At 72.1% G+C, this 25,197-nt stretch carries 22 protein-coding genes; 11 read left to right on the top strand and 11 right to left on the bottom strand.

The genetic code is table 11. The features are described 5' to 3' along the window. Nucleotides 1-103 precede the first annotated feature (103 nt). Both ACFRFC_RS20590 and ACFRFC_RS20585 read left to right on the top strand, forming a co-directional pair. Nucleotides 104-2,551, top strand: a complete 2,448-nt coding sequence (locus ACFRFC_RS20590) for a glycoside hydrolase N-terminal domain-containing protein (RefSeq protein ID WP_382679142.1) — start codon at nt 104-106, stop codon at nt 2,549-2,551. Continuing rightward, the gene (locus ACFRFC_RS20585) at nt 2,548-3,792 is read left to right on the top strand and encodes an SGNH/GDSL hydrolase family protein (protein WP_382679145.1); all 1,245 of its coding nucleotides are present in this window, start codon (nt 2,548-2,550) and stop codon (nt 3,790-3,792) included. Before ACFRFC_RS20590 ends, ACFRFC_RS20585 begins: the two co-directional genes overlap by 4 nt. 541 nt (nt 3,793-4,333) lie before the next feature. On the opposite strand, the gene ACFRFC_RS20580 is transcribed toward ACFRFC_RS20585, so the two are convergent. The 4 genes from ACFRFC_RS20580 to ACFRFC_RS20565 form a co-directional block, all read right to left on the bottom strand. Beyond that, complete coding sequence (locus ACFRFC_RS20580) at nt 4,334-7,369, bottom strand: AAA family ATPase (RefSeq protein ID WP_382679147.1); 3,036 nt, start codon at nt 7,367-7,369, stop codon at nt 4,334-4,336. A gap of 280 nt (nt 7,370-7,649) precedes the next feature. Continuing rightward, a complete protein-coding gene (locus ACFRFC_RS20575) occupies nt 7,650-8,000 on the bottom strand; it encodes a UBP-type zinc finger domain-containing protein (RefSeq protein WP_382679150.1) in 351 nt (116 codons plus the stop codon). Continuing rightward, nucleotides 7,997-9,457: an ATP-binding protein gene (locus tag ACFRFC_RS20570; RefSeq protein WP_382679153.1), complete on the bottom strand. Its 1,461-nt coding sequence runs from the start codon at nt 9,455-9,457 to the stop codon at nt 7,997-7,999. Before ACFRFC_RS20570 ends, ACFRFC_RS20575 begins: the two co-directional genes overlap by 4 nt. Before the next feature lie 91 nt (nt 9,458-9,548). Continuing rightward, nucleotides 9,549-11,225 carry an FAD-dependent oxidoreductase gene (locus ACFRFC_RS20565; protein WP_382679156.1) on the bottom strand — a complete coding sequence of 559 codons (1,677 nt, stop codon included), beginning with the start codon at nt 11,223-11,225 and terminating at the stop codon, nt 9,549-9,551. 233 nt (nt 11,226-11,458) lie between these two features. Here ACFRFC_RS20565 and ACFRFC_RS20560 point away from each other — a divergent pair, with 233 nt between their 5' ends. Next, on the top strand, nt 11,459-12,328 hold the full coding sequence (locus ACFRFC_RS20560) for a universal stress protein (protein ID WP_382679159.1): 870 nt from the start codon (nt 11,459-11,461) through the stop codon (nt 12,326-12,328). A gap of 370 nt (nt 12,329-12,698) precedes the next feature. Here the strand turns inward: ACFRFC_RS20560 and ACFRFC_RS20555 are convergent, their stop codons facing one another. The 4 genes from ACFRFC_RS20555 to ACFRFC_RS20540 form a co-directional block, all read right to left on the bottom strand. Next, on the bottom strand, nt 12,699-13,946 hold the full coding sequence (locus ACFRFC_RS20555; RefSeq protein ID WP_382679162.1) for a DUF4032 domain-containing protein: 1,248 nt from the start codon (nt 13,944-13,946) through the stop codon (nt 12,699-12,701). Between the two features lie 9 nt (nt 13,947-13,955). Continuing rightward, nucleotides 13,956-14,702: an MBL fold metallo-hydrolase gene (locus tag ACFRFC_RS20550; RefSeq protein ID WP_382679165.1), complete on the bottom strand. Its 747-nt coding sequence runs from the start codon at nt 14,700-14,702 to the stop codon at nt 13,956-13,958. 120 nt (nt 14,703-14,822) lie between these two features. Further along, the gene (locus ACFRFC_RS20545; protein ID WP_382679169.1) at nt 14,823-16,055 is read right to left on the bottom strand and encodes an acyltransferase; all 1,233 of its coding nucleotides are present in this window, start codon (nt 16,053-16,055) and stop codon (nt 14,823-14,825) included. A gap of 110 nt (nt 16,056-16,165) precedes the next feature. Beyond that, nucleotides 16,166-16,795 carry an alpha-ketoglutarate-dependent dioxygenase AlkB gene (locus tag ACFRFC_RS20540; protein WP_382679172.1) on the bottom strand — a complete coding sequence of 210 codons (630 nt, stop codon included), beginning with the start codon at nt 16,793-16,795 and terminating at the stop codon, nt 16,166-16,168. A 187-nt stretch (nt 16,796-16,982) separates the two neighbouring features. Between ACFRFC_RS20540 and ACFRFC_RS20535 the strand changes: the two genes are divergently transcribed. After that, entirely contained in the window at nt 16,983-17,636 is a 654-nt protein-coding gene (locus ACFRFC_RS20535; protein ID WP_382679175.1) for a TetR/AcrR family transcriptional regulator, read from the top strand. Nucleotides 17,637-17,682: 46 nt separating this feature from the next. After that, a complete protein-coding gene (locus ACFRFC_RS20530) occupies nt 17,683-19,356 on the top strand; it encodes an FAD-binding dehydrogenase (protein ID WP_382679178.1) in 1,674 nt (557 codons plus the stop codon). Nucleotides 19,357-19,397: 41 nt separating this feature from the next. On the opposite strand, the gene ACFRFC_RS20525 is transcribed toward ACFRFC_RS20530, so the two are convergent. Together ACFRFC_RS20525 and ACFRFC_RS20520 are read right to left on the bottom strand one after the other, a co-directional pair. Next, nucleotides 19,398-19,748 carry a DUF488 domain-containing protein gene (locus ACFRFC_RS20525; RefSeq protein ID WP_382679181.1) on the bottom strand — a complete coding sequence of 117 codons (351 nt, stop codon included), beginning with the start codon at nt 19,746-19,748 and terminating at the stop codon, nt 19,398-19,400. Between the two features lie 113 nt (nt 19,749-19,861). Then, nucleotides 19,862-20,803 carry a LysR family transcriptional regulator ArgP gene (locus ACFRFC_RS20520; protein ID WP_382679184.1) on the bottom strand — a complete coding sequence of 314 codons (942 nt, stop codon included), beginning with the start codon at nt 20,801-20,803 and terminating at the stop codon, nt 19,862-19,864. Nucleotides 20,804-20,886: 83 nt separating this feature from the next. On the opposite strand from ACFRFC_RS20520, the gene ACFRFC_RS20515 reads away from it, so the two are divergent. Further along, nucleotides 20,887-21,540 carry a LysE/ArgO family amino acid transporter gene (locus ACFRFC_RS20515; protein WP_382679187.1) on the top strand — a complete coding sequence of 218 codons (654 nt, stop codon included), beginning with the start codon at nt 20,887-20,889 and terminating at the stop codon, nt 21,538-21,540. Between the two features lie 95 nt (nt 21,541-21,635). Beyond that, nucleotides 21,636-22,934 (top strand): MFS transporter, encoded by a 1,299-nt coding sequence (locus ACFRFC_RS20510; protein WP_382679190.1) that lies wholly within the window; start codon nt 21,636-21,638, stop codon nt 22,932-22,934. 451 nt (nt 22,935-23,385) lie between these two features. Here ACFRFC_RS20510 and ACFRFC_RS20505 read toward each other — a convergent pair whose 3' ends face one another. Beyond that, nucleotides 23,386-23,643, bottom strand: a complete 258-nt coding sequence (locus tag ACFRFC_RS20505; RefSeq protein ID WP_382679193.1) for a hypothetical protein — start codon at nt 23,641-23,643, stop codon at nt 23,386-23,388. Nucleotides 23,644-23,746: 103 nt separating this feature from the next. Here ACFRFC_RS20505 and ACFRFC_RS20500 point away from each other — a divergent pair, with 103 nt between their 5' ends. The 4 genes from ACFRFC_RS20500 to ACFRFC_RS20485 all read left to right on the top strand — a co-directional run. Continuing rightward, entirely contained in the window at nt 23,747-24,577 is an 831-nt protein-coding gene (locus tag ACFRFC_RS20500) for a Scr1 family TA system antitoxin-like transcriptional regulator (RefSeq protein ID WP_382679196.1), read from the top strand. Then, nucleotides 24,574-24,786 carry a DUF397 domain-containing protein gene (locus tag ACFRFC_RS20495; protein ID WP_382679200.1) on the top strand — a complete coding sequence of 71 codons (213 nt, stop codon included), beginning with the start codon at nt 24,574-24,576 and terminating at the stop codon, nt 24,784-24,786. Before ACFRFC_RS20500 ends, ACFRFC_RS20495 begins: the two co-directional genes overlap by 4 nt. A gap of 48 nt (nt 24,787-24,834) precedes the next feature. Then, the gene (locus tag ACFRFC_RS20490; protein WP_382679203.1) at nt 24,835-25,041 is read left to right on the top strand and encodes a DUF397 domain-containing protein; all 207 of its coding nucleotides are present in this window, start codon (nt 24,835-24,837) and stop codon (nt 25,039-25,041) included. 48 nt (nt 25,042-25,089) lie between these two features. Beyond that, nucleotides 25,090-25,197, top strand: a 108-nt coding sequence (locus ACFRFC_RS20485; protein ID WP_383112648.1) for a DUF397 domain-containing protein, incomplete at its 3' end; no start/stop codon positions are given.

Below are 25,197 nucleotides of genomic sequence, written 5' to 3'. Positions count from 1 at the left end.
CCGAGCAACCCCCCGCAGTCCTGGTTTCCCTCCGTCCTTCTCCGGGGGCCCGGCGCCGTGCCGCGCCGGGCCCCCGCCCCCGACGTATCCGGAGCCGCACATCATGCACAGCACGCCGAACGAGCCGAGCACCAACGCGAGCGACCCGAGCCTCCCCCCGGGCGAGCCGGGCCCTCGCCCGAACGCGCCGAGCAGAAGAGCCGTTCTGTCGGCCGCCACCACCGGCGGGCTCACCGCCGCCCTCGCCACCCTCCCCGTCTTCACCGCCCGCGCCGCGCCCGCCCGCCCCGCCGAGGCCCCCGCCGCCACCGACGCCACCGGCTCCGCCCGCACCCAGCTGTGGTGGCAGGCCCCCGGCGACGAGGGCTCCCTCATCGAACAGGGACTGCCCGTCGGCAACGGCCGCATCGGCGCCCTCGCCGGCAACGACCCCGGCAAGGAACTGCTGCTGATCACCGACGCCACCATGTGGACCGGCGGTCTCAACGACACCCTCGACCAGGACGGCCAGTTCCCCTACGGCCGCGCCGACTTCGGCTCCTTCACCCTGCTCGCCCGGCTCACCGTCGACCTCCCCGACCACGACCTCGGCGGCGTCCACACCTACCGCCGCACCCTGGACCTCGCCCAGGGCCTGGCCGGCGCCTCCTACATCCGCTCCGGAGTCACCTACCGGCGCGAGCTGTTCGCCAGCCACCCCGACGACGTGATCGTCCTGCGCTTCACCCAGAGCGGCGGCGGACGCTACACCGGCAGCATCACCCTCACCGGCACCCACGGCGAGACCCCCACCGCCGCCGAGCACTTCGGCGGCAGCCTCGCCAACGGCCTGCGCTACGGCGCCGCGCTCAAGGCCCGCGGCACCGGCGGCAAGGTCACCGTCACCGGCACCCGCGTCGACTTCGCCGACTGCAAGGACCTGACCGTCGTCGTCAGCGCGGGTACCAATTACGCCCCGAACGCCGCCGCCGGGTTCCGCGACCCCGCCCTCGACCCCCAGCGCCTCGCCCGCACCAAGGCCGCCGACGCCATCTCGGAGTCGTACGACACCCTGCGCCGCACCCATGTCGCCGACCACCGCTCGCTGTTCGACCGGCTTGACCTCTCGCTCGGCACCTCCACCGCCGAACAGCGCGAGCTGGACACCTGGGAGCGGCTGCGTGCCCGCCACACCGATATCGTGCCCGACCCGGAACTGGAGGCGGCCTACTTCCACTTCGGCCGCTATCTGATGATCACCGGCTCCCGCGACAGCCTCCCGCTCAACCTCCAGGGCCTGTGGCTGGACGGCAACGACCCGGACTGGATGGGCGACTACCACACCGACATCAACATCCAGATGAACTACTGGATGGCCGACCGCACCGGACTCTCCCCCTGCTTCGACGCCTACACCGACTACTGTCTGGCCCAGCTCCCCTCCTGGACCGAGCTGACGAAACGACTCTTCAACGACCCCCGCAACCGCTACCGCAACTCCACCGGCAAGATCGCCGGCTGGACCGTCGCCATCTCCACCAACCCCTATGGCGGAGGCGGCTGGTGGTGGCACCCGGCGGGCAACGCCTGGCTCGTCAACAGCCTCTTCGAGCACTACGAGTACACCCAGTCCCGCACCTACCTCGCCAAGATCTACCCCCTGCTCAAGGGCGCCTGCGAGTTCTGGGAATCCCGGCTGCTCACCCACACCCTCCCCGGCACCACCAAGGAGGTGCTGATCGCCGACAGCGACTGGTCGCCCGAGCACGGCCCGCTGGACGCCAAGGGCATCACCTACGCCCAGGAACTGGTGTGGGCGCTCTTCGGCAACTTCGCCGCCGCCTGCGCCCTCCTCAAGAAGGACACGTCGTACGCCGCCACCATCGCCGGCCTGCGGGGGCGGCTGTATCTGCCGGAGGTCAGCCCCACCACGGGCTGGCTCCAGGAGTGGATGTCCCCCGACAACCTCGGTGAGACCACCCACCGCCATCTGTCCGGCCTCGGCGGCCTGTTCCCCGGCGACCGCATCCGCCCCGACGGCTCCACCCCCAAGGAGATCGTCGACGGCGCCACCGCCCAGCTCACCGCGCGCGGCATGAACAGCTTCGGCTGGGCCAACGCCTGGCGCAGCCTGTGCTGGGCCCGCCTCAAGAACGCCGACCTCGCGTACCAGCTCGTCATCAACAACCTCCGCCCGTCCAGCGACGGCAGCAACGGCACCGCCTTCAACCTCTTCGACATCTACGAGGTGGAATCGGGCCGCGGCATCTTCCAGATCGACGCCAACTTCGGCACCCCGGCCGCGATGACCGAGATGCTGTTGTACTCGCGGCCCGGGCATATCGAGGTGCTCCCCGCCCTGCCCGCCGCCTGGTCCGCCGCCGGGCATCTCAACGGCGTCGCCGCACGCGGTGGCTTCGTGGTCGACCTGGCCTGGCAGGACGGCAAGCCGACCACGGTGAAGATCCGCAGCGTCGGCGGACGCACGACGACCGTCGAGTTCGCGGGCACGACCCGTAACGTCAGCCTCGCGTCCGGGCAGTCCGTCACGCTGAAGGACCTCGCCCGATGAGACCACGGATCGTGTCCCTGGGCGGGGCGCTCATGCTGCTGCTCGCGCTGATCGTGCCGACCGGGCAGGCGATGGCCGCCGCGCCCACCGGGGCCGTCACCGCCGGCACGACCGCCGCCACGGCCGCGTCGGCGAGCCGCCACGACGTGGTCACCTGGGGTGCCAGCGCCCAGGATGTCGGCACCGGCGTCGCGGACCGTGCCTTCCGGCTCGTGGTCCGCACCAGCGTCGGCGGTGACAATCTGCGGATCCGGCTGTCCAACGCCTTCGGCGACCGGCCGGTGACCTTCGACAATGCCTACGCGGGCCGCCAGAAGACGGGCGCGGAACTGGTCCGGGGCAGCAACAAGCCGCTCACCTTCAACGGCTCCCGGTCGGTCACCATCCCCGCCGGCGGATCCGTGTACAGCGACCCGCTGCCCGGCAAGCTGCCCGCCCAGACCAATCTGGTCGTCAGCATCCACAGCCCCGACGCGGCCGGCCGGATGACCGGGCACGGCATGGCCATGCAGACCAACTACTACACCGAGGGCGACCACACCGCCGAGGAGTCCGCCGCGAACTGGGGCAGCCAGACCGGCTCCTGGTTCTACCTCGACGCCGTGACCGTCCGCACCAGTTCCTCGATCGGCGCGGTGGTCACCCTCGGCGACTCCATCACCGACGGCTGGCAGTCCTCGACCGACCTCAATCGCCGCTGGCCCGACTATCTCGCCCGCCGCCTGAGCACCTCCACCGTGACGACCGTCGAGGGCGTCGCCAACGAGGGCATCTCCGGCAACAAGGTGCTCGCCGACGGCGCCGGGGTCAGCGCCCTGAACCGGCTGGACCGCGATGTCCTGTCCCAGCCGGGCGTCCGGACGGTGTTCCTCTTCGAGGGCATCAACGACATCAAGGCCCACAGCGGAGTCACCGCGGACGATCTGATCGCCGGGTACCGGGAGATCATCGACCGGGTGCGCGCGGAGGGTCTGTGCATCGTCGGCGCCACGGTCGGCCCGTACAAGGGCTGGTACGAGTGGGACGCGGCCGGAGAGGCCGTACGGCAGGAGGTGAACGCCTTCATCCGCGACAGCGGCGAGTTCGACGCCGTCGCCGACTTCGACCGGGCGCTGCGCAGCCCCTACGACCAGGAACGGATGCTGCCGTTCCTGGACAACGGCGACCATCTGCACCCCAACGACAAGGGGATGCAGGCGATGGCCGACGCGGTTGATCTGCGGAGCTTGGACTGCTCCTGAGGGGGGCGGCTGCCCGGCGCTGTCGGGTTGGCCTGGGCTGCTTCTGACGGGGGTGGACCCTGGGTGCTGTCGGTTTGGCCGGGGCTGTTTTTGACGGGGGTGGACCCCGGTCCTTGCCGCCTTGCCTGGACGGCTCCTGAGCGGGGCCGCCCCCGGGTGCTGTCGGTTTGGCTGGGGCTGTTTCTAAGTGGGGTGGCCCTGGCCCTTGCCGCCTTGCCTGGGCTGCTTCTGACCGGGGTGGTCCCGGTCCTTGCCGCCTCGCCTGGACGGCTCCTGAGCGGGGCGGCCCTCGGGCGCTGTCGGCTTGGCCAAGCCTGCTCCTGACCGGGCGGCCCCAACCCTTGCCGCCTCGCCTGGACGGCTCCTGACCGGGGCGGCCCCCGGGCGCTGTCGGCTTGGCCAGGGCTGCTCCTGACCGGGGTGGCCCCGGCCCTTCCCGCCTCGCCCGGACTGGTCCTGACCGGAGCCGCCCCCGGGCGCTGTCGGCCTGGCCCGGACCGCTTCTGACCGGAGCGGGACCCGGCGCCGACGCACCGCCGCCCTAGCCGGAGATGGTGCGGTTCGGTGTGATCAGCCCCCGCTGATACGCGACCGCCACCGCCTCCGTGCGGCTTGCCGCGCCCAGTTTGGCGAGGATGTTGGAGACATGCACGCTCGCCGTCTTGCCGGTGATGAACAGCTCCTCGCCGATCTGCCGGTTGCTGCGGCCGAGGGCGAGCAGCCGCAGCACCTCCCGCTCACGGGCCGTCAGCGGCGACGTACCAGAGGCATCGGACGCACCGGACGCACCGGATGTACCGGCGGTCGCGGCCGGCCCGGCCGACCCGCCGTGCAGGAGCCGTCCCCGGCGGATCAGCGTGTCCGCCTCGCCAAGCAGCACCGTCGCGTCGAGCGTCACCGCGGTCTCCCGCGCCGCCCGTGCCTGCTCCGCCGCCTCCTCGCGCCGCTCGGCGACCAGCAGCGCCTCCGCCAGCCGCAGCCGGCAGCGGGCCCGCTCGTAGACATCGCCGAAGCCGAAGGCCGCGACCGCCTTCTCCCACAGCGCCGGGTCCGGGCCGGTGGCCGTCCGTGCCAGGTCGGCCTCCGCGCGGGCCAGCCAGGCCATACCCTCCGGGCCCTGCGGGACGCCCACCTCGCCGTGCTCGGCCGTGAACCTGGCCAGCTCGACCAGCTCCGTCGCGATCCGCGTCCAGTGCGCGACCCCGGCCGTGTCCCCGCCGCGCCGCAGCACTACGGCCCGGTCGGAGACCGCCGACAGGGCCAGCGCGGCGAGCCGGACCGACGCGTCGGGCGGGGTGCCCGCCTCGTCCGTCAGCGCCTCGACCATGGACCGCGCCCGCGCCACCGCCTCCTCGGCGTCACCGCGCTGGGCCGCCGCCCCGATCAGCGCGCTCGCCGCCACCAGATGCGCCATCCAGTCGAACGGCCCCCGCAGCAGGGCGACCGCCGCCTCCTCCACCGCGTCGGTCTCACCGCGCGCGAGCCGCACATACAGCGCGGGCGCCATCGTGTAGGCACCCGCCGACGCCAGCAGCTCGCTGTCGACGCGCGCCGCGGCCAGACACGCGTCCCACCGCCCCAGCGTGTACAGCACCAGCAGCTGGAGATAGCGCATCTCCAGCGGGTACGGCGAGGACAGCATGCCCGCCCGGCGGGCCCGGTCCAGGCCCTCGGCCACCCACGGAAGACACCCTTCCAGCTCGCCGCTCTCGAAACTCCCGACCGCGAGATTGAACAGCGCCCGCATCTCCACCGGCGTGTTGCCCGCCGCGCGGGCCAGCTCACGGGCCTCCTTGAGCCGCTCCATGCCCTCCGGGGTACGCCGCCCGCCCTCGAACGCCACCAGGGAGATCAGCAGATCAGCGCGGGCGTCGGCGAGGCCCAGCCGCTCGGCGACCGGCAGCGCCCTGCGCCCGATCTCCAGCGCCGCCCGGCTGTCACCCACCATGCGGGCCGTCGACACATGCGTGGCCGCCGCCCACACCCACGTCGGTGACGGTGGGTCGGCCGGGATCAGCTCCAGCGCCTCACTGCTGTAGGCGAACGCGGACGCCATGTGGTCGACGCGCATCAGATTCCCGGCCAGGGTGTAGCGCACCCGCGCGGCCAGTTCCGAGTCCGCGTCCTGCCCGACCCCGGCGACCGCGCCGCGCGCCAGGGACACCGCCCGGTGCCCGTCCCCGGCGTGCGCGGCGGCTGCCGACGCGCGCAGCGTCAGCGCGATCCGGTCGACGCTCTCACCCGACGGCCGGGCGTCCGCGTCCACCGCCGACCACAGCTCCAGCACGGCCTCCAGATGCCGCAGCTCCTCGGCGGGCGCGCCCACCCGCCGGGCGTGATCGGCCGCCTCCAGCGACGCGGCGAACGCCTCGGCCAGGTCATGGCTCTCCCGGGAGTGATGGGCCCGCTCGGCGGCGCTCTCCGCCGTACGTCCCCGGGCCGCGAGCACCCGGGCGAACGCGCCGTGCAGCCGGGACCGCTCGCCCGGCAGCAGATCGGCGTAGACCGCCTCCCGCGCGAGGGCGTGCCGGAAGGCGTACGTGTCGTCGTCGCCCGGCAGCAGCAACTGCCGCCCGACCGCCTCCCGCAACGCCTCCTCCAGCACGTCGTCCGGCAGCCCGACCGCCGCGCGCAGCGTGTCGTGCGCCACCCGCCGCCCGGCCACCGACGCCGTGCGCAGCACCTGCTGCGCGATGTCGGACAGCTCCTCGAACCGGATGAGCAGGACGTCCGCCAGCCCGCTGGGCACGCCGCCGTCCCCGGAGCCGGTGGCCGCGAGCAACTCCTCCGCGTAGAAGGCGTTGCCCTCGGCGCGCTCCACGATCCGGCGCAGTGTGGTGTCCGGCAGCGGCCCCCCGCGCAGCCCCCGCAGCCCGCGCACCAGCGTGGCCACCTCGGCGTCGGGCATGGGCCGCAGCTCCAGCCGCTCCACCGACGGCAGCCGCACCAGCTCGGCGAGGAGCGGGCGCAGCGGGTGACGGCGGTGCAGATCGTCCGCGCGGTACGACGCCAGCACCGCGAGCCGGTGGGTGGGGGCGCCGCCCGCCGCCCGCTGGAGAACGCCCCGGCTCAGCAGGAACCTCAGCAGGTCCCGCGACGACTGATCGGCCCAGTGCAGATCCTCCAGGACGAGCAGCAGCGGCGCCCGCTCGGCCAGCTCCGCCAGCAGCGCGGCCATCCCCTCGAACAGCCGCAGCCGCCCCCCGCCCGACCGCTCCCGCGCGTCCGCCTGGTCGTCGGCCCCGCCGCCGAGCAGCCGCCCGGCGACGGGATGACCGGCCAGCACCGCGGCGAACCGCTCGTCACCGGCCAGCGCGCCCAGCATCTCCGTGAACGGCAGATACGGCAGCCCCACGTCCCCCAGATCCACGCAGTGCCCCATGAGCACGGTCATCCCGTCCCGCGCGGCCCGCCCGGCAACCTCCTCCAGCAGCCGGGTCTTGCCCACCCCGGCATCCCCGCCAACCAGCACGGCCCACGCCTGCCCACCCCGGGCCCGCCCGAGCACCCCGGACAGCCGGGACAGCTCGTCATCCCTCCCCACAAGGGGCGTGGCGACAGAAGAGGCGTACGACATGCCCCCCATCCTGCCACCGCCCCCTGACAACACCCCCGACTCCATCACCGCCAGGCCCACGCGACCACGCACCCCACCCCAACGAACGCCCCCCGATGACGCCGCCGACTCCGCCGCCCTCAGGGCCACGGGACGGCACGCCCCACCCCAACGAACGCCCACCGACAACGCCCCCGACCCCATCGCCCTCAGGGGCGCGGGGAACTGCGCGACCAGCCACAGACAACCCGCACCCGCCCCTCAACCGCACCCCCCCGAGCCATGGGCGCTCAAACCGCCGTCACTGATGCAACCCCCGAGCCCAGTCATCCGGCACCCGCCCCGCCGGCCCAGGCGTCGGCTGCCCCACCGGATGACTCACCGGCGGAGCCAACTCCGGCCCCGAGTCGAACAGCTCGGACGTCGCGTAGTTCCAGAACCACCCCTCACCCGGCTCGAAGCTCCGCACCAGCGGATGCCCCGTCGCCTCGAAATGCGCGGTCGCGTGCTGCGCGGGCGACGAGTCACAGCACCCCACATGCCCGCACTGCGCACACCGCCGCAGATGGAACCACCACCCGCCGACCGCGTCACAGTCCACGCACCCGTCCCCGCTGGGCGCCACACTCGGGTCGACTCCGGTCACAGTCATACGGATTCCTCCGGTGTCTCGTCGTCCTCGCCGGTCAGCGGCAGCAGCACCCGGAACCGGGTGTCCCCCGGCACCGACTCGACCAGCAGACTCCCGTGGTGCTTGTTGACCACGATCCGCCAGGAGATGTCGAGCCCGAGCCCGGTGCCCTCACCGACCGGCTTGGTGGTGAAGAACGGATCGAAGATCCGGTCCTTGATCTCCGGCGCCACCCCCGGCCCGGTGTCCTGGAACTCCACCAGCAGCCGGTCCCCGTCCTTCGCCGTCCGCACGGTCAGCGTGCCGTCCCCGCCCGCGCTGCCGATCGCGCCGACGGCGTTGTCGATCAGGTTGGTCCACACCTGGTTCAGCTCCGCCGGATACGCGGGAATCTCCGGGAGCGTCCGGTCGTACTCCTTGACGACCTTGATCCGCTGCCCGATCTTGCCGCTGAGCATCACCAGGGTGCTGTCGAGGAGTTCGTGCACATCGGCCATCCGGTACGGGGCCCGGTCCAGCTGGGAGTACTGCTTGGCCGCGTCGACCAGATGGGAGATGCGGTTGGTGGAGTCCTCGATCTCGCACATCAGCAGCTCGGTCTCGACCGTGTAGTTGAGCCAGCCGATCGCGCCGGAGAGGATCTCCGGTTCCACGGCCGCCTGCACCTGGTCCAGCCAGTCCGTGTCGAGCCCGGCCTGGACGAAGGTGGGGGCGAGCCGCCAGCCGTCCTCGATGCCGTGGGCGTCGAGCCAGTCGGACAGCTCGTCCTCGCGGTCGGCCGCCTCCAGCGGGCTCAGCGTCGGCGCCTTCGCGACCCGCTCGGCCGTGCGCTCCTGGATCTCGATGAGCCCGGTCAGCGCCTCGCGCGTGTACGGCCCGGCGGAGATCACGGCGAGCTTGTGCCGCATCTTCGCGACCCGCTCCCGCAGCGTGGAGGTGGCCCGCACGGCCGCCGCGGCGGGGTTGTTCAGCTCATGGGTGAGGCCCGCGGACAGGGAGCCCAGCGCCAGCAGCCGCTCCCGCTGCCCGATCACCCGCTGGCTGTTCTTCGACCCGAAGAACAGCCCCTCCAGCAGATGGACGGCCATCGGGAACCACTCGTGCATGACACTCGCGAACGTCTCCGCGGGCAGCACGAAGAACCGGGTCGGCTCGGTCACCCGCATCGCGTTGTTGTAGACCTGCGCCACCCGGTCCTCGCCGATGTACGCCTGCATGGCACCCGCGTACACCCCGCGCTGCGAGGTGCGGATGACCTCCACGTCGTCGGCGCCGACCTTGCGCGACAGCACGACCGTGCCCTCGAGCATCACGTAGAAGCAGGTCGCCGGGTCGCCCTCGGCGTACACATGGCCCGGCTCGAACCGCTCCACCCGCCCCTCGCCGCACAGCCGCCCGAGCTGCTCGGGGCTGAGCTTCTCGAACAGGAAGAGCGTGCTGATCTCCTGCGGACTGCACGGCTGCGGAACTCCGCTCATGACCGCTCCTGACCGTCCTGATCGTGCTGATCGTGCTGATCGCCTGGGCCGTCCTGATGGTGGCTGCTCATGACTGCCTGGTGGTCGCCGCTCATGACTGCTCCAGATACCGGTGGACGAGCATCACGGCCATGGCGCCCTCACCGACCGCCGACGCGACCCGCTTCGCGGACTCCGCCCGCGCGTCGCCCGCCACGAACACACCCGGGATGTTGGTCTCCAGGTGGTACGGCGGCCGGTCCAGCTCCCAGTCCGCCGGGGGCCGCCCGTCGGGGGTCAGATCGGGCCCGGCGAGGATGAAGCCGCGCTCGTCGCGCAGTACCGACCCGGCCAGCCAGTCCGTCAGCGGCGCCGCGCCGATGAACACGAACAGCCACTTCGCGTCGACGAGTTCACTGCCCCCGGTCGCCACATCGCGCAGCGTGAGCTGCTCCAGCTCCGCGCCGCCGTGCGCCGAGTCCACCACCGTGTTGCAGCGCACGGAGATGTTCGGCGCCTCGTTGACCTGCTGGATCAGATAGTGCGACATCGACGCGGTCAGATCCGGGCCGCGCACCAGCAGCGTCACGGACTTCGCCCCGCGCGCGAGATACATCGCCGCCTGCCCCGCCGAATTGGCGCCGCCCACGATGTACACATCATGCCCCTGGCAGGCCGCGGCCTCGGTCAGCGCCGACCCGTAGAACACCCCGCAGCCGGTCAGATCGGGCAGGCCGGGCGCCCGCAGCTGGCGGTACGACACGCCGGTCGCCAGGATCACGCTGTGCGCGGCGATCTGCGTACCGTCGGCGAACCGCACGGTACGCGCCGCCCCGTTGACCTCCAGGCCGGTCACCTCCCGCGCGGTGAGGATCTCGGCGCCGAACTTCGCCGCCTGCCGCCGCGCCCGGTCGGTGAGCTGCGCCCCCGACACGCCGTCGGGGAAGCCCAGGTAGTTCTCGATGCGGGACGACTGCCCGGCCTGGCCACCGGTCGCCTCCCGCTCCACCAGCACCGTGCGCAGCCCCTCCGACGCCCCGTAGACGGCCGCGCCCAGCCCGGCCGGGCCGCCGCCGATCACCACCAGGTCGTAGAAGTCGGCCGCCGGGGTGGTGGCGAGGCCCACCTTCGCGGCCAGCTCCGGCGCGTCCGGCTCGATCATCGTCTCCCCGTCGGGCGTGATGACCAGCGGCAGCCGCCGCCCGTCCGCGCCTGCGGCGGCCAGCAGCCGCTGCCCCTCCGGCTCGTCCGCCGAGTACCAGCGGTACGGCACCTGGTTGCGGGCCAGGAACTCGCGCGCGTCCGAGGAACGGGCCGAGAAGCGGTGCCCGACGACCTTGGTGCTGGGCACGGGCCTGTAGTCGCTGGAGCGCCACGCCGTGAGCAGATCGTCCAGGACCGGGTAGAGCTTCTCCTCCGGCGGGTCCCAGGGCTTGAGGAGATAGTGGTCCAGGTCGACGACGTTGATCGCGTCGATGGCGGCGCTGGTGTCCGCGTACGCCGTCAGCAGCACGCGCCGTGCGCCCGGGTACACGTCCAGGGCCTGTTCCAGGAACTCGATGCCGTTCATCTGCGGCATCCGGTAGTCGGCGAGGATCACGGCCACCAGGTCGCCGCGGAGCTTCAGCTCCCGCAGCGCGCCCAGCGCCGACTCGCCGGACTCCGCGCGGACGATCCGGTACGACTCGCCGTAGCGCCGCCGGAGGTCGCGGGCGACGGCGCGCGAGACCCCCGGATCGTCGTCGACGGTCATGATGACGGTCCGCGCCGTATCGGCGGCCTGTGCCATACCTCTCCCACCCCGAGCGGATCACGATCCCCGCGCGGCGAACCTGTCCGACCGCGCCGGTTCCCGCCCATCGTATGTTCGATCGCCCCGCTTCGCGCGGGTACGCCCGGCTGTCGATTCAGGGCGTACGCGGGGTCTGCTTCCGGCGCCCGCGCTCCCCGTGTCGGGTGCGACGGCCGTCGTGGGGAAGACTGGGGGCCACGTTCGTGATCTCGACAGAAGGAGGCAGCCGGATGACGCGCCCGGTCACGGCAGGGGTGGACGGATCGGACGAGAGCCTGGCGGCGCTCGCCTGGGCCGCGCGGGAGGCCGTCCGGCGCGATCTCGCGCTGCGGGTCGTGCACGCCTGGCGGCACGAGGAGCACGCGGTGATCGCCGGGGACCGCGACGAGCAGGCACGCTGGGCGCGCGAGGCCGTGGAGGAGGCGGTGCGCGGCGTCACCGGGCGGCATACCGGACTGAAGGTGTCCGTCGAAGTCACCGAGGGCGTTCCTGCGGACACGCTGGTCGCCGCCGCGCGGGACGCCGAGCTGCTGGTGCTGGGCTCGCGGGGCCACGGTCAGGTGGTGGGCTTCCTGATCGGGTCCGTCGGCCAGCAGGTGATCGCCGAGGCCACCCGGCCCGTGGTCCTCGTCCGGGCCGGTGACCGGCCGACGGCGGAAGTCGCCGGGCACGAGATCGTGGTCGGCCAGGAGGGCACCCCCGAGGACAGCGCCGCCGTCCTGGAGTTCGCCTTCACCACGGCCGCGGCCCGCGGCGCGAGCGTCCGCGCGGTACGCGCCTGGACCCTGCCGCCCGTCTATTCCTACAACCCCGCCTCCCTGAAGCTCCTGGACGAAGCGGGCGGCCCCGAGCCGTACGAGCGGCAGGCCCTCGCCGAGGCACTGCGGCCCTGGCGCGAGCGCTTCCCCGGCGTGCACGTCATCGAGCACGTGGAGATGGGCAGCGCGGGTCAGGTCCTGCTGTCGCTGGCCCGCGGCACCCAGCTCCTGGTCGTCGGCCGCCGCGCCCGCCGTACCGCCGTCGGCGCCCGCATCGGCTCGGTCGCCCACGGCGTGCTGCACCACGCGGAGTGCCCGGTGGCGGTGGTACCGACGGTGTGAGCCGCGGCCTGCCGCCCGGCGCGGCGGTGTGATCCGGTGCCGGGCGCCCGCCACTCGCCGCTGCCCGACGGCCGCCTTCCGCTGCCTGCCGCCCACCGTTGCCCGACGGCTACCGTCCGCCGCTCGCCGTCCGCCGTCCGCCGTCCGCCGTCCGCCGTCCGCCGTCCGCCGTCCGCCGCTCGCCGTCCGCCGCTCGCCCCCGCCCGACGGATACCTTCCGCCGCCTGCCGCCTGCCGCCTGCCGCCTGCCGCCACCGCCGCCCATACCGCCGAGCGGCACCTACGACCCGGCGCCTCAGTGCGCTGAAGTCAGCCGAACCCCCGCCCCCAGAGGCCCCGTCCCGGGGCGGCGCCCCGACTCCCCCCCGCCTCACTCCACGTCGCAAGGCAACCCCGGCAGCTCCCGGGCCCTCGGCAGAATGTGATCTATGTAGTCCTTGACGGCCGTCTCGATGCCGATGTCGTGCTGGGCGCGTTCGGACATGTACCAGCGATGCTCCAGCAGCTGGTGGTAGATCTCCGCCGCGTCCATCGTGCCCCGCAGATCCAGCGGCACCGCGCGGACGGTAGGGCGGAAGACCTCGCGGACCCAGCGGTGGGCCAGCACCTCGGGGCGGGCGGCGAGCGGGTCGCCCGGTTCGCCGGAACCATGGTCATCCTGGGTGGCCATCCAGCTCTCCAGGTCGTTCAGCAGCCGCCGGGCCTGGTTCTCCTCGGTGTCCAGGCCGGTCAGCCGGAGCAGCTGGCGCTGGTGGTGGCCCGCGTCGACGACCTTCGGCACGAAGGTGACCGTGTCGCCGCCCGGGGAGTGCTCGATCTGCATCTCGGCGACATCGAAGCCGAGGTCGTTGAGGCGGCGGATCCGGCGCTCCATGTGATGGTGCTTGCCCGCGGGGTAGACCGAGACCCGGGTCAGCTCCTGCCACAGGCCCCGGTAGCGGGCGCAGATCTCCATGCCGAACTCGATCGGGTCGACGGACGGGTGCAGCGCCCCCGACGCCTCCAGATCGAGCAGCTCGCCGCTGATGTTGACGCGCGCGAGATCGAGGTCGTACTCCCGCTGCCCGCTGCTCAGGCCCGGATGCAGCTCACCGGTCTCCGCGTCCACGAGATACGCGGCGTACGCGCCCGCGTCCCGCCGGAACAGGGTGTTCGACAGCGAGCAGTCACCCCACGCGAAACCGGCCAGATGCAGCCGCACCAGAAGCACCGCCAGGGCGTCCATCAGCCGGTGCATGGTCGCCGGGCGCATGGTCGTCTCGAACATCGACCGGTACGGCAGCGAGCCCCCGAGATGCCGGGTCACCAGCACCGGCTCCAGCGGCTCCCCGGCGCCGTCGGTGCGCCCGGTGACCACGGCGAGGGCGTCCACCGCCGGGATGCCGAGCCGGTCCAGGTCGCGCAGCAGCCCGTATTCGCGCAGCGCGGGCCGCTCGGCGAGTTCCTTGACGGCGATCACCTCGTCCCCGGCACGCGCGTAGCGCACGACGTGCCGGGAGATACCGCGCGGGAGCGGCACGAGGTGTTCCTCGGGCCACTCCTCCAGCGGCACCTGCCAGGGGAGCGCGAGCAGGAGCGCGGGGTGCTCCGGGTTGGTGGCACTGATCTGCAAAGCCATGGCCCGACCTTAAAGCGCCCTCTCGCGCGCGTGCCCGGCCGTTTCGGCGACTGGACCCCGATGTGCCTCACCATGTCCGGGCAGCACCAGATCGCCGTCCAGTGCCGTGAAATGGTCAAGGGAGGCGAGGGCCGCCGCCCGCTCGTGGTGGAACATGTCGGGCAGCAGTTGCGGGCCGTGCACCCGGGACGTCGGATGGCCGGTCACCAGGGCGTCACCGGAGATCACCGCGCCACGGGCGGGGAGATGGAACGCGCAGTGCCCCAGCGTGTGCCCCGGCGTCGGCACGGGCACGGGCCGGCCCGGCAGATCCAGCGGCCCGCCGAGCGCGAGCGCCTGTGGCTCGGCGACCGGGATGTGCGCCTTGCCGCCGCAGCGCAGCGCGTGCAGCGACCACGGCAGCACCCCGGGCCGCCACACATTGCGCAGCACGTCCCGCACATCCACCTGGTGCAGGAACTCCCGCCGCGCGTGCGGCACTTCCGCCGCGTGGCACAGGATCGGCGTGCCGTACCGGGCGCGCAGATACTCGGCCGAACCGAGATGGTCGTTGTGCGCGTGTGTGATCAGTACGGCCGTGACCGCCTCCGGCGCGCCGCCCACCTGCGCGAGGGAGTCGAGCAATGTCTCCCGGTCGCCGGGATAGCCGGTGTCGACGAGCGTGAGCGCGTCCCCCTCGGTGAGGATCACCCAGTTCGTCTGCGCGCCGTGCACCAGATAGGTGCCGTCCGCGACCTGCCGTACATCCGCCCGCATGACCGTCCCGAGGCTCGCGTCCCCGCCCGGCCGGGACCGGGAAACCCGGCCGGAAGACCGGGACCAGGACAGGGAGATCCGGCCGGAACGAGGAATTCCGGCCCGGACCAGGAAAGCAGATCACCCGGCGGGCGTTGGTGGAGGCCCGCTGCGCATCCCCAGCAGGAACCGGGTCACCCGCGCCCGCCGGATCCCCACCTCGTACACCGCGAAGATCACCACCAGCGACCCGGCCACGATCGCCGTGTACTTCACCACCATCGGCGCGGGCCAGCCGACCACACCATAGGCGACGGCGACCACGATCGGCTGGTGCAGCACATACACCGGCAGCGCGGCCGCGGCCAGATACGCCCGCGCCCGAGCCCGGCCCGGCGACGACGGCACCTCCGCCCGCTCCGGCCGGTCCAGCAGCCCCAGGATCGCCACCACCCAGCACCACCCCGCCGCCCCGAACAGCGCCCGCGTCAGCACGGCGAACGCCGCCCGGTCGGTGAGCGGGTCGTCCAGTGTCATGAACCCCGGGGCCGTCGCCGCGAACAGCAGCAGCCCCAGTACGCCGACCGGCCGGGCCAGCCGCCGGGTCGCCGCACGGATCCGCAGGTCGTCGGCGAGCGCGTACCCGTACAGGAAGAACACCAGATAGGCCCACCGGTTCCAGCCCCCGAAGCCCCCCTCCATGTACAGCGCGTCGAGCGCGGCCAGCGGCAGCGCGGGCAGGAGCAGCAGCGCCGGGCGCCGGTCCACGGCGGCGGCCAGCGGCTCGGCCCCACCGGCCAGCCGCCCGGCGACGGGCGCGAGCAGCAGGCTGAACGTCAGCAGCAGCACGACGAACCAGAGATGCCCCGTCTCGAAATGCTCACCGTCCAGCACGAACGGGAAGTCCGCCGGATCGAGCCGTACGGTCAGAAAACGCGGCCAGAAGGCGAGATACGACTCGTGGTAGCCGGGGTCGGCCGCGCGCAGCCGCAGCCACTGGGGGAGCGGGGTCAGGACGAGCGTGGTGGCCACCAGCGGCACACCGAGCCTCAGCAGGCGCTCGCGGGCGAAGCCGCCCGGTCCGCGCCGCCGCAGCGAGTGCCGGGTGCCGAGCCCGGCCACCAGGAACAGGATGGGCATCGCCCACACCACGCCGAGTCCGGAGAGCACGGTGACGACCTCGGCGGTGTTCGCATTCTTGACGTAGAAGTCGTTGTCCGGGGCGAAGACCAGGGCGGAGTGGAAGAAGACCAGGCCGATGACGACCAGGACGCGCAGGGTGTCGAGTTCCGTGCGCCGGGGCGCAGCCCGTTCGCCCTCGGACCCCTCGCCCTGCGCCGCCGCCATGGACTCCTCCGCCCGGTAGACGCGCATGTGCGGCCAGTGTCGGGGAGGCCGGGGGAGGAGGACACCCCTCCGACACCCTCCGACATCCTTCCGGCAGCCACCACCGCTGCGCCTCTCCCCCTGTCCCCCGCCGCGCCTCACCGCACGCCGTGCGGGCGGAACTGCACACTGATGCGCGCTCCCGTCGCCCGCGCGGTCTTCGGTACGCAGTGCTCCCAGGTCCGCTGGCACGAACCGCCCATCACGATCAGATCGCCGTGGCCCAGGGGCCGCCGCACCGAGTCGCCGCCGCCGTGCACCGGGCGCAGCAGCAGATCGCGCGGGGCGCCCACGGAAAGGATCGCCACCATGGTGTCCTCCCGGGCCCCGCGCCCGATCCGGTCGCCGTGCCAGGCCACACTGTCCCGGCCGTCGCGGTAGAAGCACAGCCCGGCGGTGGTGAACGGCTCGCCCAGCTCGTCGGCGTAGTGCGCGGACAGCGCCTCCCGCGCCTCCTCCAGCACCGGATGCGGCAGCGTCTCGCCCCGCCGGTAGAACGCGAGCAGCCGTGGTACGTCCACCACCTGGTCGTACATCGTCCGCCGCTCGGCCCGCCACGGGACGGCCGACTCCAACTGGCCGAACAGCGTGTCGGCGCCGGTCAGCCAGCCCGGCAGTACGTCGATCCAGGCGCCGGAGCCGAGCACGGTCCGGCGGATCCCGTCGAGTGTGCCCAGCCGCACCCGGTCGGTCTGGTCGAAGAGGGAGCCCTGGAGGTGCGCGGTCATGACCTCAGCGTACTCCTTAATCGAATGTATGTTCCATTGGATGTTCGGGGCCGTCCAGGCCCCGTTCGGAACCGCGGGTGCCGTCCGGACCCTTTGGATACATTCCTGTATCGGATACATTCACGTATCCAAGTGGGCCCCACGGGCGTGGAGGCAGGTGGAGGCGCAGAGGGAGTGGCCGGCGGACATGGTGGCTGACGAGTTGGCGGACGACGCGGCACCCCGGCAGCGGGTGACCAGGCGCCGGGTGCGGACCCGGGCGAACCTGCTCGACGCCGCGTTCGCCGTGTTCGCCGCGAAGGGGTTCGGGCGGGTCTCCATCGAGGAGGTGTGCGAGGCCGCCGGATACAGCCGGGGCGCCTTCTACTCCAACTTCGCCAGCCTCGACGAACTGTTCTTCGCCCTCTACCGGGACCGGGCCGAGCTGATCGCCGAGCAGGTCGCCGGGGCGCTCGCCCAGGACGGGCCCGGACTCGACGTACCGGCCGCCGTCGACCGGGTCACCGACGTACTGCTGCTCGACCGGGACTGGCTCCTGGTCAAGACGGACTTCCTGGTGCACGCCGCCCGGGACCCGGCCGTCGCCGCGACCCTGCTCGAACACCGGGCCCGGCTGCGCGCCGCCATCGCCGAACGGCTGCGCCGCGCCCGGGGCCACACCACCCTGCCCGCAGTCCTCGGCGACACCGAGGGCGCCGCCCGCGCGGTCGTCGCCGCCTACGACGGGGTCACCGTGCAGCTCCTGCTGGACCACGACGTGGACGGCGCGCGGGCCTGGCTGAAGCAACTCCTCACGGCACTGCTGGCGAAAGGCGGCGACGCACCCGCACGATCCGAATGACCCGTACGAGACACGAGACACGAGACACGGGAAGGGAAACGCCGTCATGGATGCGGACGTCATCGTCGTCGGAGCCGGACTCGCGGGCCTGGTCGCCGCGCATGAACTCACCAGCCGGGGCCGCCGGGTCGCCCTGGTCGACCAGGAGAACGCGGCCAACCTGGGCGGCCAGGCGTTCTGGTCCTTCGGCGGCCTGTTCCTGGTCGACTCGCCCGAACAGCGCCGGCTGAAGATCAAGGACTCCTTCGACCTGGCCTGGAACGACTGGCAGGGCAGCGCCCGGTTCGACCGGGTGGAGGACGACGACTCCTGGGCCGTGCGCTGGGCCCGCGCGTACGTGGAGTTCGCGGCCGGGGAGAAGCGGTCCTGGCTGGACGGGCACGGCATCAAGCTGCTGCCCACCGTCGGCTGGGCCGAACGCGGCGATCTGCGCGCCGACGGCCACGGCAACTCCGTACCCCGCTTCCACATCGCCTGGGGCACCGGCACGGGCGTGGTCGAACCGTTCGTGGAGTACGCCCGCCAGGCCGCCCGCGACGGGCTGCTCACCTTCCACCACCGCCACCGCGTCGACGCCCTGGTCATCGAGGACGGCGCCGCGCGCGGGGTGCGCGGCACGCTCCTCGCCGAGGACGACTCCCCGCGCGGCGTCTCCTCCAGCCGCGAGGCGACCGGCGAGTTCGCCCTCACCGCCCAGGCCGTGATCGTCACCTCCGGCGGCATCGGCGCCGACCACGACATCGTCCGCCGCCATTGGCCCGAGCGGCTCGGCACCCCGCCCGCCCGGATGATCACCGGCGTCCCCGCCTACGTCGACGGCCGGATGCTCGACATCAGCGCCGAGGCCGGGGTCCGCCTGGTCAACCGCGACCGCATGTGGCACTACACCGAGGGCGTCCAGAACTGGGACCCGGTCTGGCCAGGCCACGGCATCCGCATCCTGCCCGGCCCGTCCTCGATGTGGTTCGACGCCCTCGGCCGCCGTCTGCCCGACCCCTGCCTGCCCGGCTACGACACCCTCGGCACCCTGCGTCATCTGCGCACCACCGAGGACATCGCGGCGTACGACCACTCCTGGTTCGTCCTCACCCGGAAGATCATCGAGAAGGAGTTCGCGCTGTCGGGCTCCGAGCAGAACCCCGACATCACCGCCAAGGACCGCAAGGCGGTACTGCGCGACCGGCTGCTCGGCAAGGGGGCGCCCGGCCCGGTGCGGGCGTTCCTGCGCAGCGGCGCCGACTTCGTCACCGCGCCCACCCTGGAACAGCTCGTGGAACGGATGAACGCCCTCACCGACAAGCCACTCCTCGACGCGGCCGTGCTGCGCCGCCAGATCGAGTCCCGTGACCTCCAGCTGGCCAACCCCTACAGCAAGGACGCCCAGGTCCAGGGCATTCGCAACGCCCGCCGCTACATCGGCGACCGCCTCGGCCGGGTCGCCACCCCGCACCGCCTGCTGGACCCCGAGGCGGGCCCGCTGGTCGGCGTCAAGCTGCACGTCCTCACCCGCAAGACCCTCGGCGGCATCCAGACCGACCTGGACTCCCGCGCCCTCGGTACCGACGGGAAGCCCGTCGAAGGGCTGTACGCGGCCGGTGAGGTGGCCGGGTTCGGCGGCGGCGGAGTGCACGGATACAACGCCCTGGAGGGCACGTTCCTGGGCGGCTGCCTGTTCTCGGGCCGCGCGGCGGGCCGATCGGCGGCGGGCCAGACGGGCTGACAGCGGGTTGACAGCTGGCTGAGGCGGCGTGCTGCTCCGGCTCAATCCGTCAGGAGCCGGAGCAGCACGGCCGCATGGCTGTGCTCCGGCTCCTTCGCCGCCGTCAGCAGCGTCACCGGGCCCGCCGCCACCGACGCGCGCAGCTCGTCCAGCAGTCCGGCCGCATCGGGCGCGGCCAGTTCGGCCTCGTACCGCCGGGCGAACTCCTCGTACGAGCCCTGTCCGGCGTGGAACCAGCGGCGCAGTTCGTCCGAGGGCGTGAGCCCCTTGGGCCAGTTGTCGAGGTGCGCCGCGTCCTTGGACACCCCGCGCGGCCACAGCCGGTCGACCAGCACGCGCAGGCCGTCGCCGGGTTCGGGGGCTTCGTAGACACGGCGGACGCGGACGCTCACGGGGGACCCTTCCAGGGGATGGGGGAGGCGTGCCCGGAGCGTACATCGGAAAGACTGTATCGGGTGGTTTATGGCGATATAGGGGACTGCTCGGATCACGTCATGACGCCGGATCAGACGCGCAGGGTTTCGGTCGCGGTGGTGACGACCGCCTCGGCGAGCGTCGCCAGCGCGGGGGAGTCCAGCTTCCACTGCTGCCAGTACAGCGGGACGTCCACCGTCCGCCCGGGAAGGAGCGTGACCAGCCGGCCGGTGGCCAGCAGGGGGTCCGCCTGGGCCTCCGGCACCAGTCCCCAGCCGAGCCCGGCGGCGACACACGCGGCGAACCCCTCCGACGTCGGTACGTAGTGGCGCAGCCCGCTCGCGCCGCCGCTGCCGTCGCCGTGCTCCTCATGGAGGCGGCGTACGAAAGCGTCCTGGACGTCGTCGCGGCGGTCGAAGGCGATGACCGGGGCCACGCTCAGCGCGTCCCGCAGCGGACGCCCGCGCAACTCCCGCTCGACGAAGCCCGGGGTGGCCACGGGCACGTACCGCATCCGCCCCAGCGGCCGTACCGAACAGCCCGGCACCGGGTCCGGCGACGACGTGACCGCCGCCATCACCAGGCCCTCCCGCAGCAGGGTCGCGGTGTGGTCCTCGCCCTCGCGGTACAGCTCGAAGCCGAGGGCCGCGCCGCGCGGCAGCCGGGTCAGGGCGCCGAGGAACCAGGTGGCCAGCGAGTCCGCGTTCACGGCGACCGACACGCGGGCCGGTTCCCCGTCCCGGGTCAGGCCCAGCTCGGCGAACGCGTCCCGCTCCAGCCGGGCCAGCTGCCGGGCGAGCCGGACCAGTACCTCACCGGACTCGGTGGGCCGCACCGGCTTCGTCCGCATCAGCAGCACCCGGCCCGTGCGCTGCTCCAGCGCCTTCACCCGCTGACTGACCGCCGACGGTGTCACATTCAGCGCTGCCGCAGCCGCGTCGAACGTGCCCTCGTCCACCACCGCGAGCAGTGTGCGGACCTGGTCGAGGGGGAGATCGGGCAGACCGGTCCCGCTGAATTCGTCGTCAGTCAAGAGCACTCACCTTCACGAGCGCTAAGGATACGTAAGAATCTTTAGCTGTACACGGGGTGATCGCAGCTCTTAGCGTCCCAGACATGTCCACCGCACTGTCCACGACACTGTCTGCCGCACTCCCCCCAGCCCTGTCCGCCGCGACCGCCGGATTCGGCACCGGTCTCTCCCTGATCGTCGCGATCGGCGCCCAGAACGCCTTCGTCCTGCGCCAGGGCGTACGCCGGGACGCGGTCCTCGCGGTGGTCGCCATCTGCGCCCTGTCCGACGCCCTGCTGATCACGCTCGGCGTCGCCGGGGTCGGGGTGATCGTGGTGGCCTGGCCGCAGGCGCTGACGGTGGTCGCCTGGATCGGCGGCGCCTTCCTGCTCGGTTACGGCGCCCTCGCCGCCCGCCGGGTGATCCGCCCCGCCGGGAACGCCCTGAGCGGCGACGGCGCACACGCTGGTTCCCGCCGCCGGGCCGTCCTCACCTGCCTCGCCCTGACCTGGCTCAACCCGCATGTCTATCTCGACACGGTGTTCCTGCTCGGCTCGGTCGCCGCCGACCGGGGCGAGCTGCGCTGGACCTTCGGTATCGGCGCAGTCGTCGCGAGCCTGTGCTGGTTCGCGGCGCTCGGCTTCGGCGCCCGGCTGCTGGGCCGCTGGCTGGCGAAACCGGCCGCCTGGCGGATCCTGGACGGCTTCGTGGCCGCCACGATGATCACCCTCGGCGTCCTGCTGATCGCCGGAGCGTGAGGAGGACCACCGCCGGTCGAGACACCCCGCCCGTGCCGGGCCCGCCCTGCGATAGTGACCTGGTTCGAAAGATGTAACTAGCAACCAGGAAGCCCGTGGACACCAGCGAGAGCAGCACCGAGGAACCGGAGGCCGACCCGGCGTCCCGCAAGCGGCCGGAACGCACCCGGCGTCGCTGGGCGATGGACACCCGCCCGCTGCGCCGCCCCGCCTACCGCAGGCTGTGGGCGTCCACCATCGTCACGGCCGTGGGCAGCCAGCTGACCGCCGTGGCCGTGCCCAAGCAGGTCTACGACCTCACCGGTTCCTCGGCCTGGGTCGGTTACGCCAGCTTCGCCGGGCTGCTGCCCATGGTGGTGTTCGCGCTGTGGGGCGGCGCCATCGCCGACACCGTGGACCGCCGCACGCTCCTGCTGGTCACCAACGCGGGGATCGCGGTGACCTCCGTACTCTTCTGGATCCAGGCCCTCATCGGGCTCGACTCCGTCGCCGTGCTGATGGTGCTGCTCGCGCTCCAGCAGGCGTTCTTCGGGCTGAACGCGCCCGCCCGCAACGCCTCCATCGCCCGGCTGGTCCCCGAAGACGAACTGGCCGCCGCCAACGCCCTGGGCACGACGGTCATGCAGACCGGCTTGGTCGCCGGACCGCTCCTGGCCGGCGCGCTCATCCCGGTGATCGGGCTGGCGGAGCTGTATCTGATCGACGCGATGGCCCTGTGCGTGGCGGTGTGGGCGGTGGCGCGGCTCCCCGCCCTGCCGCCCCTCACGGCCGTCGCCAAACGCCGGGCGGGCATCCGGGAGATCGCCGAGGGCTTCCGCTACATCGCCCTGCACAAGGTGCTGTTGCTGTCCTTCCTCGCCGACATCATCGCCATGGTCCTCGGCATGCCCCGCGCCCTGTTCCCGCAACTCGCCGCCGAGACCTACGGCTCCTACGGCGAGGGTCTCGCCCTTGGCCTGCTGTTCGCGGCGATCCCGGTCGGGGCGGTGGCCGGCGGGCTGCTCTCCGGCACGTTCTCGCGGGTGCGGCAGCACGGCTGGATGGTGATCGGCGCGGTCGTGGTGTGGGGCCTGGCGATCGCCGGTTTCGGCTTGACCACGACCCTCTGGATCGCCGTCGCGTTCCTTGTCGTCGCCGGGGTCGCGGACATGGTGTCCATGGTGTTCCGGGGCGCGATCCTCCTCTCGGCGGCGACCGACGAGATGCGCGGCCGGATGCAGGGCGTCTTCACAGTGGTCGTAGCGGGCGGCCCCCGCCTGGCCGACGTCCTGCACGGCACCGCGGGCTCGGCCTTCGGCCCCCGGGCGGCCGTGACGGGCGGCGGTTTGCTGGTGGTGGCGGCGATGCTGGCGTTGGCGGCGGCGGTTCCGGCGCTTCGGCGGTACCGGATCTGAGGCCGGTCGTCCGGGGGCGTCGGCGAGGACGAAGAGGGGGTGCCGCTGGGTGACGGCCCCGACCAGCCGGACGGACAGGACATAGGTGCAGTCCGTGTCCGGAAAGGTGGCGTGGAGCGGGTGCCCGCCTCTGACGACCTCCCGTGCCTCGTGCTGTTCGTCCGGATCGGTGGCCCACACCCGCAGTTCCGAGGGACAGTCGGGCACCGGCACAGCGGCGGTACGCATCGCGGGCCGCACCCACGCCGAGCGCGCGGGGTCGGGGTCGAGCCGATCCGCGATCCACAGTGCCTCGCGGCGGAGCCAGCGCAGGGCGAGCCCCAGGTAGGGCGTCCGGAACGTGCCGAGCACGTACGGCACTGTCTCGCCCCGGCCGTGGACCGGCCCCTCGGCCCGCACCTCGGCCCAGTAGCACGAGGGCTCCGCCGGGACGGTCATCGGCCCGGGGCGCTCACAGCAACGCCCTCCGACTCCGCGCGTTCACCCGGGCGTTCTCGGCGCTGAGCCGTTCGGCGGGGCTCGCGGGGCGGACGCGCGCGGGGTCGGCGTCCCACTCGGTTCCACCGAGGATCGGCCGCAGCGACCAGTAGGGGCCGACGACGCCTCGGAACTCGCCAATGCGGTCGCGGCTGGTGTCCACCACAACCGTGCCGGGTTCTGGGATGTGCGCGGTCTCCGGGCGGTCTGCTGGGGTCTCATTTTCGGCCATCGCCGTACCTCTCCGTAGCGATTCCACTACTAGGAGCAGTCAGCGTGGCCTACAGTCGGGAACCGTTCAACGTGTCATGCGGGGCAGGAAAGTTGGTGCGAGGTTGGTCAATCGGAAGGAACTCAACCCTGAGAGCAGTCCGCAGGCGGCCTACGGGGCGGATCTGCGTAAATCCAGGGAAGGCAAGGGCTGGAAGCAAGAAGACCTGGCCGGCCGGATGGAATATTCCAGTACGCATATTTCAGCGGTTGAAACTGGTCGGAAGGTGCCAACTCTGCGCTTCTCGCGCAGTGCTGACGTTGCATTGGGCACCGGCGACCTGTTCGAGCGGAAATGGCGCGAGATCAAGCACGGCTCCCTGCTGGAGGGATTCCCCGAGTACCTGGGGTACGAATGCCGCGCAGTCGAGATCCGGCTGTACGACATCGGGATCATCCCTGGCCTCCTGCAAACACCGAAGTACACGCAGGTGCTTGCCGACAGTGCCATACGACGAGGCGCCATCACGCCCGAGCAGGCCGCCGAGCGGGTTTCATCCCTGGTGGAGCGGCAGGAAGCGCTGGTTCGGCCCCGTCCGCCCATGCTGTTCGTGGTGATGGATGAGAGTTGCATCCGTCGCCCGGTCGGCGGCTCGAAGGTCATGAACGAACAGCTTGACCGACTGGTTGAGCTGGCCGCACTCCCGAACACCGTGATTCAGGTGGCTCCCTATGACCTAGGGGAGCGACGCTCCATCAATCTGCCGGTCTACCTGCTGACGATGAGGGAACGGTCCGTGTTGTGCTACGTGGAGTCTCAGACCCGGGGGTACCTCGATCATGAAATCACTTCAGTGCTGCCTGTCCTGACGGCCTACCATCAACTACAGGCCGAAGCTCTCTCCCAGGCGGCATCCGTGGCCATGATCGAACAGCTTCGAAAGGGCACCCTGTGACGACGTTCGACTCTCCCCGTTGGTTCAAGTCCTCCTACAGCGACAATGGCGGCGTCTGCGTCGAGGTCGCCACCAACTTTGTCGTGGCGCGAGGCGTGGTCCCCGTCCGTGATTCCAAGAACCCGACGGGTCCGATACTGGACGTCCCCGTCGGCCCGTTCGCCTCCTTTGTGGCGGGTGTCAAGGCCGGGGATTTCAGGACGCTCTGACGACTCGGCGTGAGCGGCTTGCCTTCACCAGCTACGAAAGGGCGCCCCGTGATCGAGTCCCCGCAGTGGTTCAAGTCCTCCTACAGCAACAACGGCGGCGACTGTATCGAGGTCGCCACCAACCCGGTCGTCACGCACAGCGGGGTCGCTGTCCGTGACTCCAAGATCCAGGCTGGTCCGATCCTGGACTTCCCCGCAGATGCGTTCTCCTTGTTCGTGGCGAGCATCAAGGCCGCAGAGTTCGGCGCGATCTGATGAGTGGGCCCGAGCGGCCTGTGTCTACGAGTTGTGAAAGGGCACGCCGTGACCAAGTTCCCGCAGTGGTTCAAGTCCTCCTACAGCGACAATGGCGGTCTCTGCGTCGAGGTCGCCACCAACTTTGTCGTGGCGCGAGGCGTGGTCCCCGTCCGT

It is taken from the genome of Streptomyces sp. NPDC056734, from assembly GCF_042790455.1.
Classification (GTDB): domain Bacteria; phylum Actinomycetota; class Actinomycetes; order Streptomycetales; family Streptomycetaceae; genus Streptomyces.
This window is presented reverse-complemented; position numbering and strand designations above follow the sequence as displayed.

Coding starts and splice junctions, on each gene's coding strand:
- ACFRFC_RS20590 (WP_382679142.1), top strand. CDS start 104: ATGCACAGCACGCCGAACGAGCCGAGCACCAACGCGAGCGACCCGAGC.
- ACFRFC_RS20585 (WP_382679145.1), top strand. CDS start 2,548: ATGAGACCACGGATCGTGTCCCTGGGCGGGGCGCTCATGCTGCTGCTC.
- ACFRFC_RS20580 (WP_382679147.1), bottom strand. CDS start 7,369: ATGTCGTACGCCTCTTCTGTCGCCACGCCCCTTGTGGGGAGGGATGAC.
- ACFRFC_RS20575 (WP_382679150.1), bottom strand. CDS start 8,000: ATGACTGTGACCGGAGTCGACCCGAGTGTGGCGCCCAGCGGGGACGGG.
- ACFRFC_RS20570 (WP_382679153.1), bottom strand. CDS start 9,457: ATGAGCGGAGTTCCGCAGCCGTGCAGTCCGCAGGAGATCAGCACGCTC.
- ACFRFC_RS20565 (WP_382679156.1), bottom strand. CDS start 11,225: ATGGCACAGGCCGCCGATACGGCGCGGACCGTCATCATGACCGTCGAC.
- ACFRFC_RS20560 (WP_382679159.1), top strand. CDS start 11,459: ATGACGCGCCCGGTCACGGCAGGGGTGGACGGATCGGACGAGAGCCTG.
- ACFRFC_RS20555 (WP_382679162.1), bottom strand. CDS start 13,946: ATGGCTTTGCAGATCAGTGCCACCAACCCGGAGCACCCCGCGCTCCTG.
- ACFRFC_RS20550 (WP_382679165.1), bottom strand. CDS start 14,702: ATGCGGGCGGATGTACGGCAGGTCGCGGACGGCACCTATCTGGTGCAC.
- ACFRFC_RS20545 (WP_382679169.1), bottom strand. CDS start 16,055: ATGCGCGTCTACCGGGCGGAGGAGTCCATGGCGGCGGCGCAGGGCGAG.
- ACFRFC_RS20540 (WP_382679172.1), bottom strand. CDS start 16,795: ATGACCGCGCACCTCCAGGGCTCCCTCTTCGACCAGACCGACCGGGTG.
- ACFRFC_RS20535 (WP_382679175.1), top strand. CDS start 16,983: ATGGTGGCTGACGAGTTGGCGGACGACGCGGCACCCCGGCAGCGGGTG.
- ACFRFC_RS20530 (WP_382679178.1), top strand. CDS start 17,683: ATGGATGCGGACGTCATCGTCGTCGGAGCCGGACTCGCGGGCCTGGTC.
- ACFRFC_RS20515 (WP_382679187.1), top strand. CDS start 20,887: ATGTCCACCGCACTGTCCACGACACTGTCTGCCGCACTCCCCCCAGCC.
- ACFRFC_RS20505 (WP_382679193.1), bottom strand. CDS start 23,643: ATGGCCGAAAATGAGACCCCAGCAGACCGCCCGGAGACCGCGCACATC.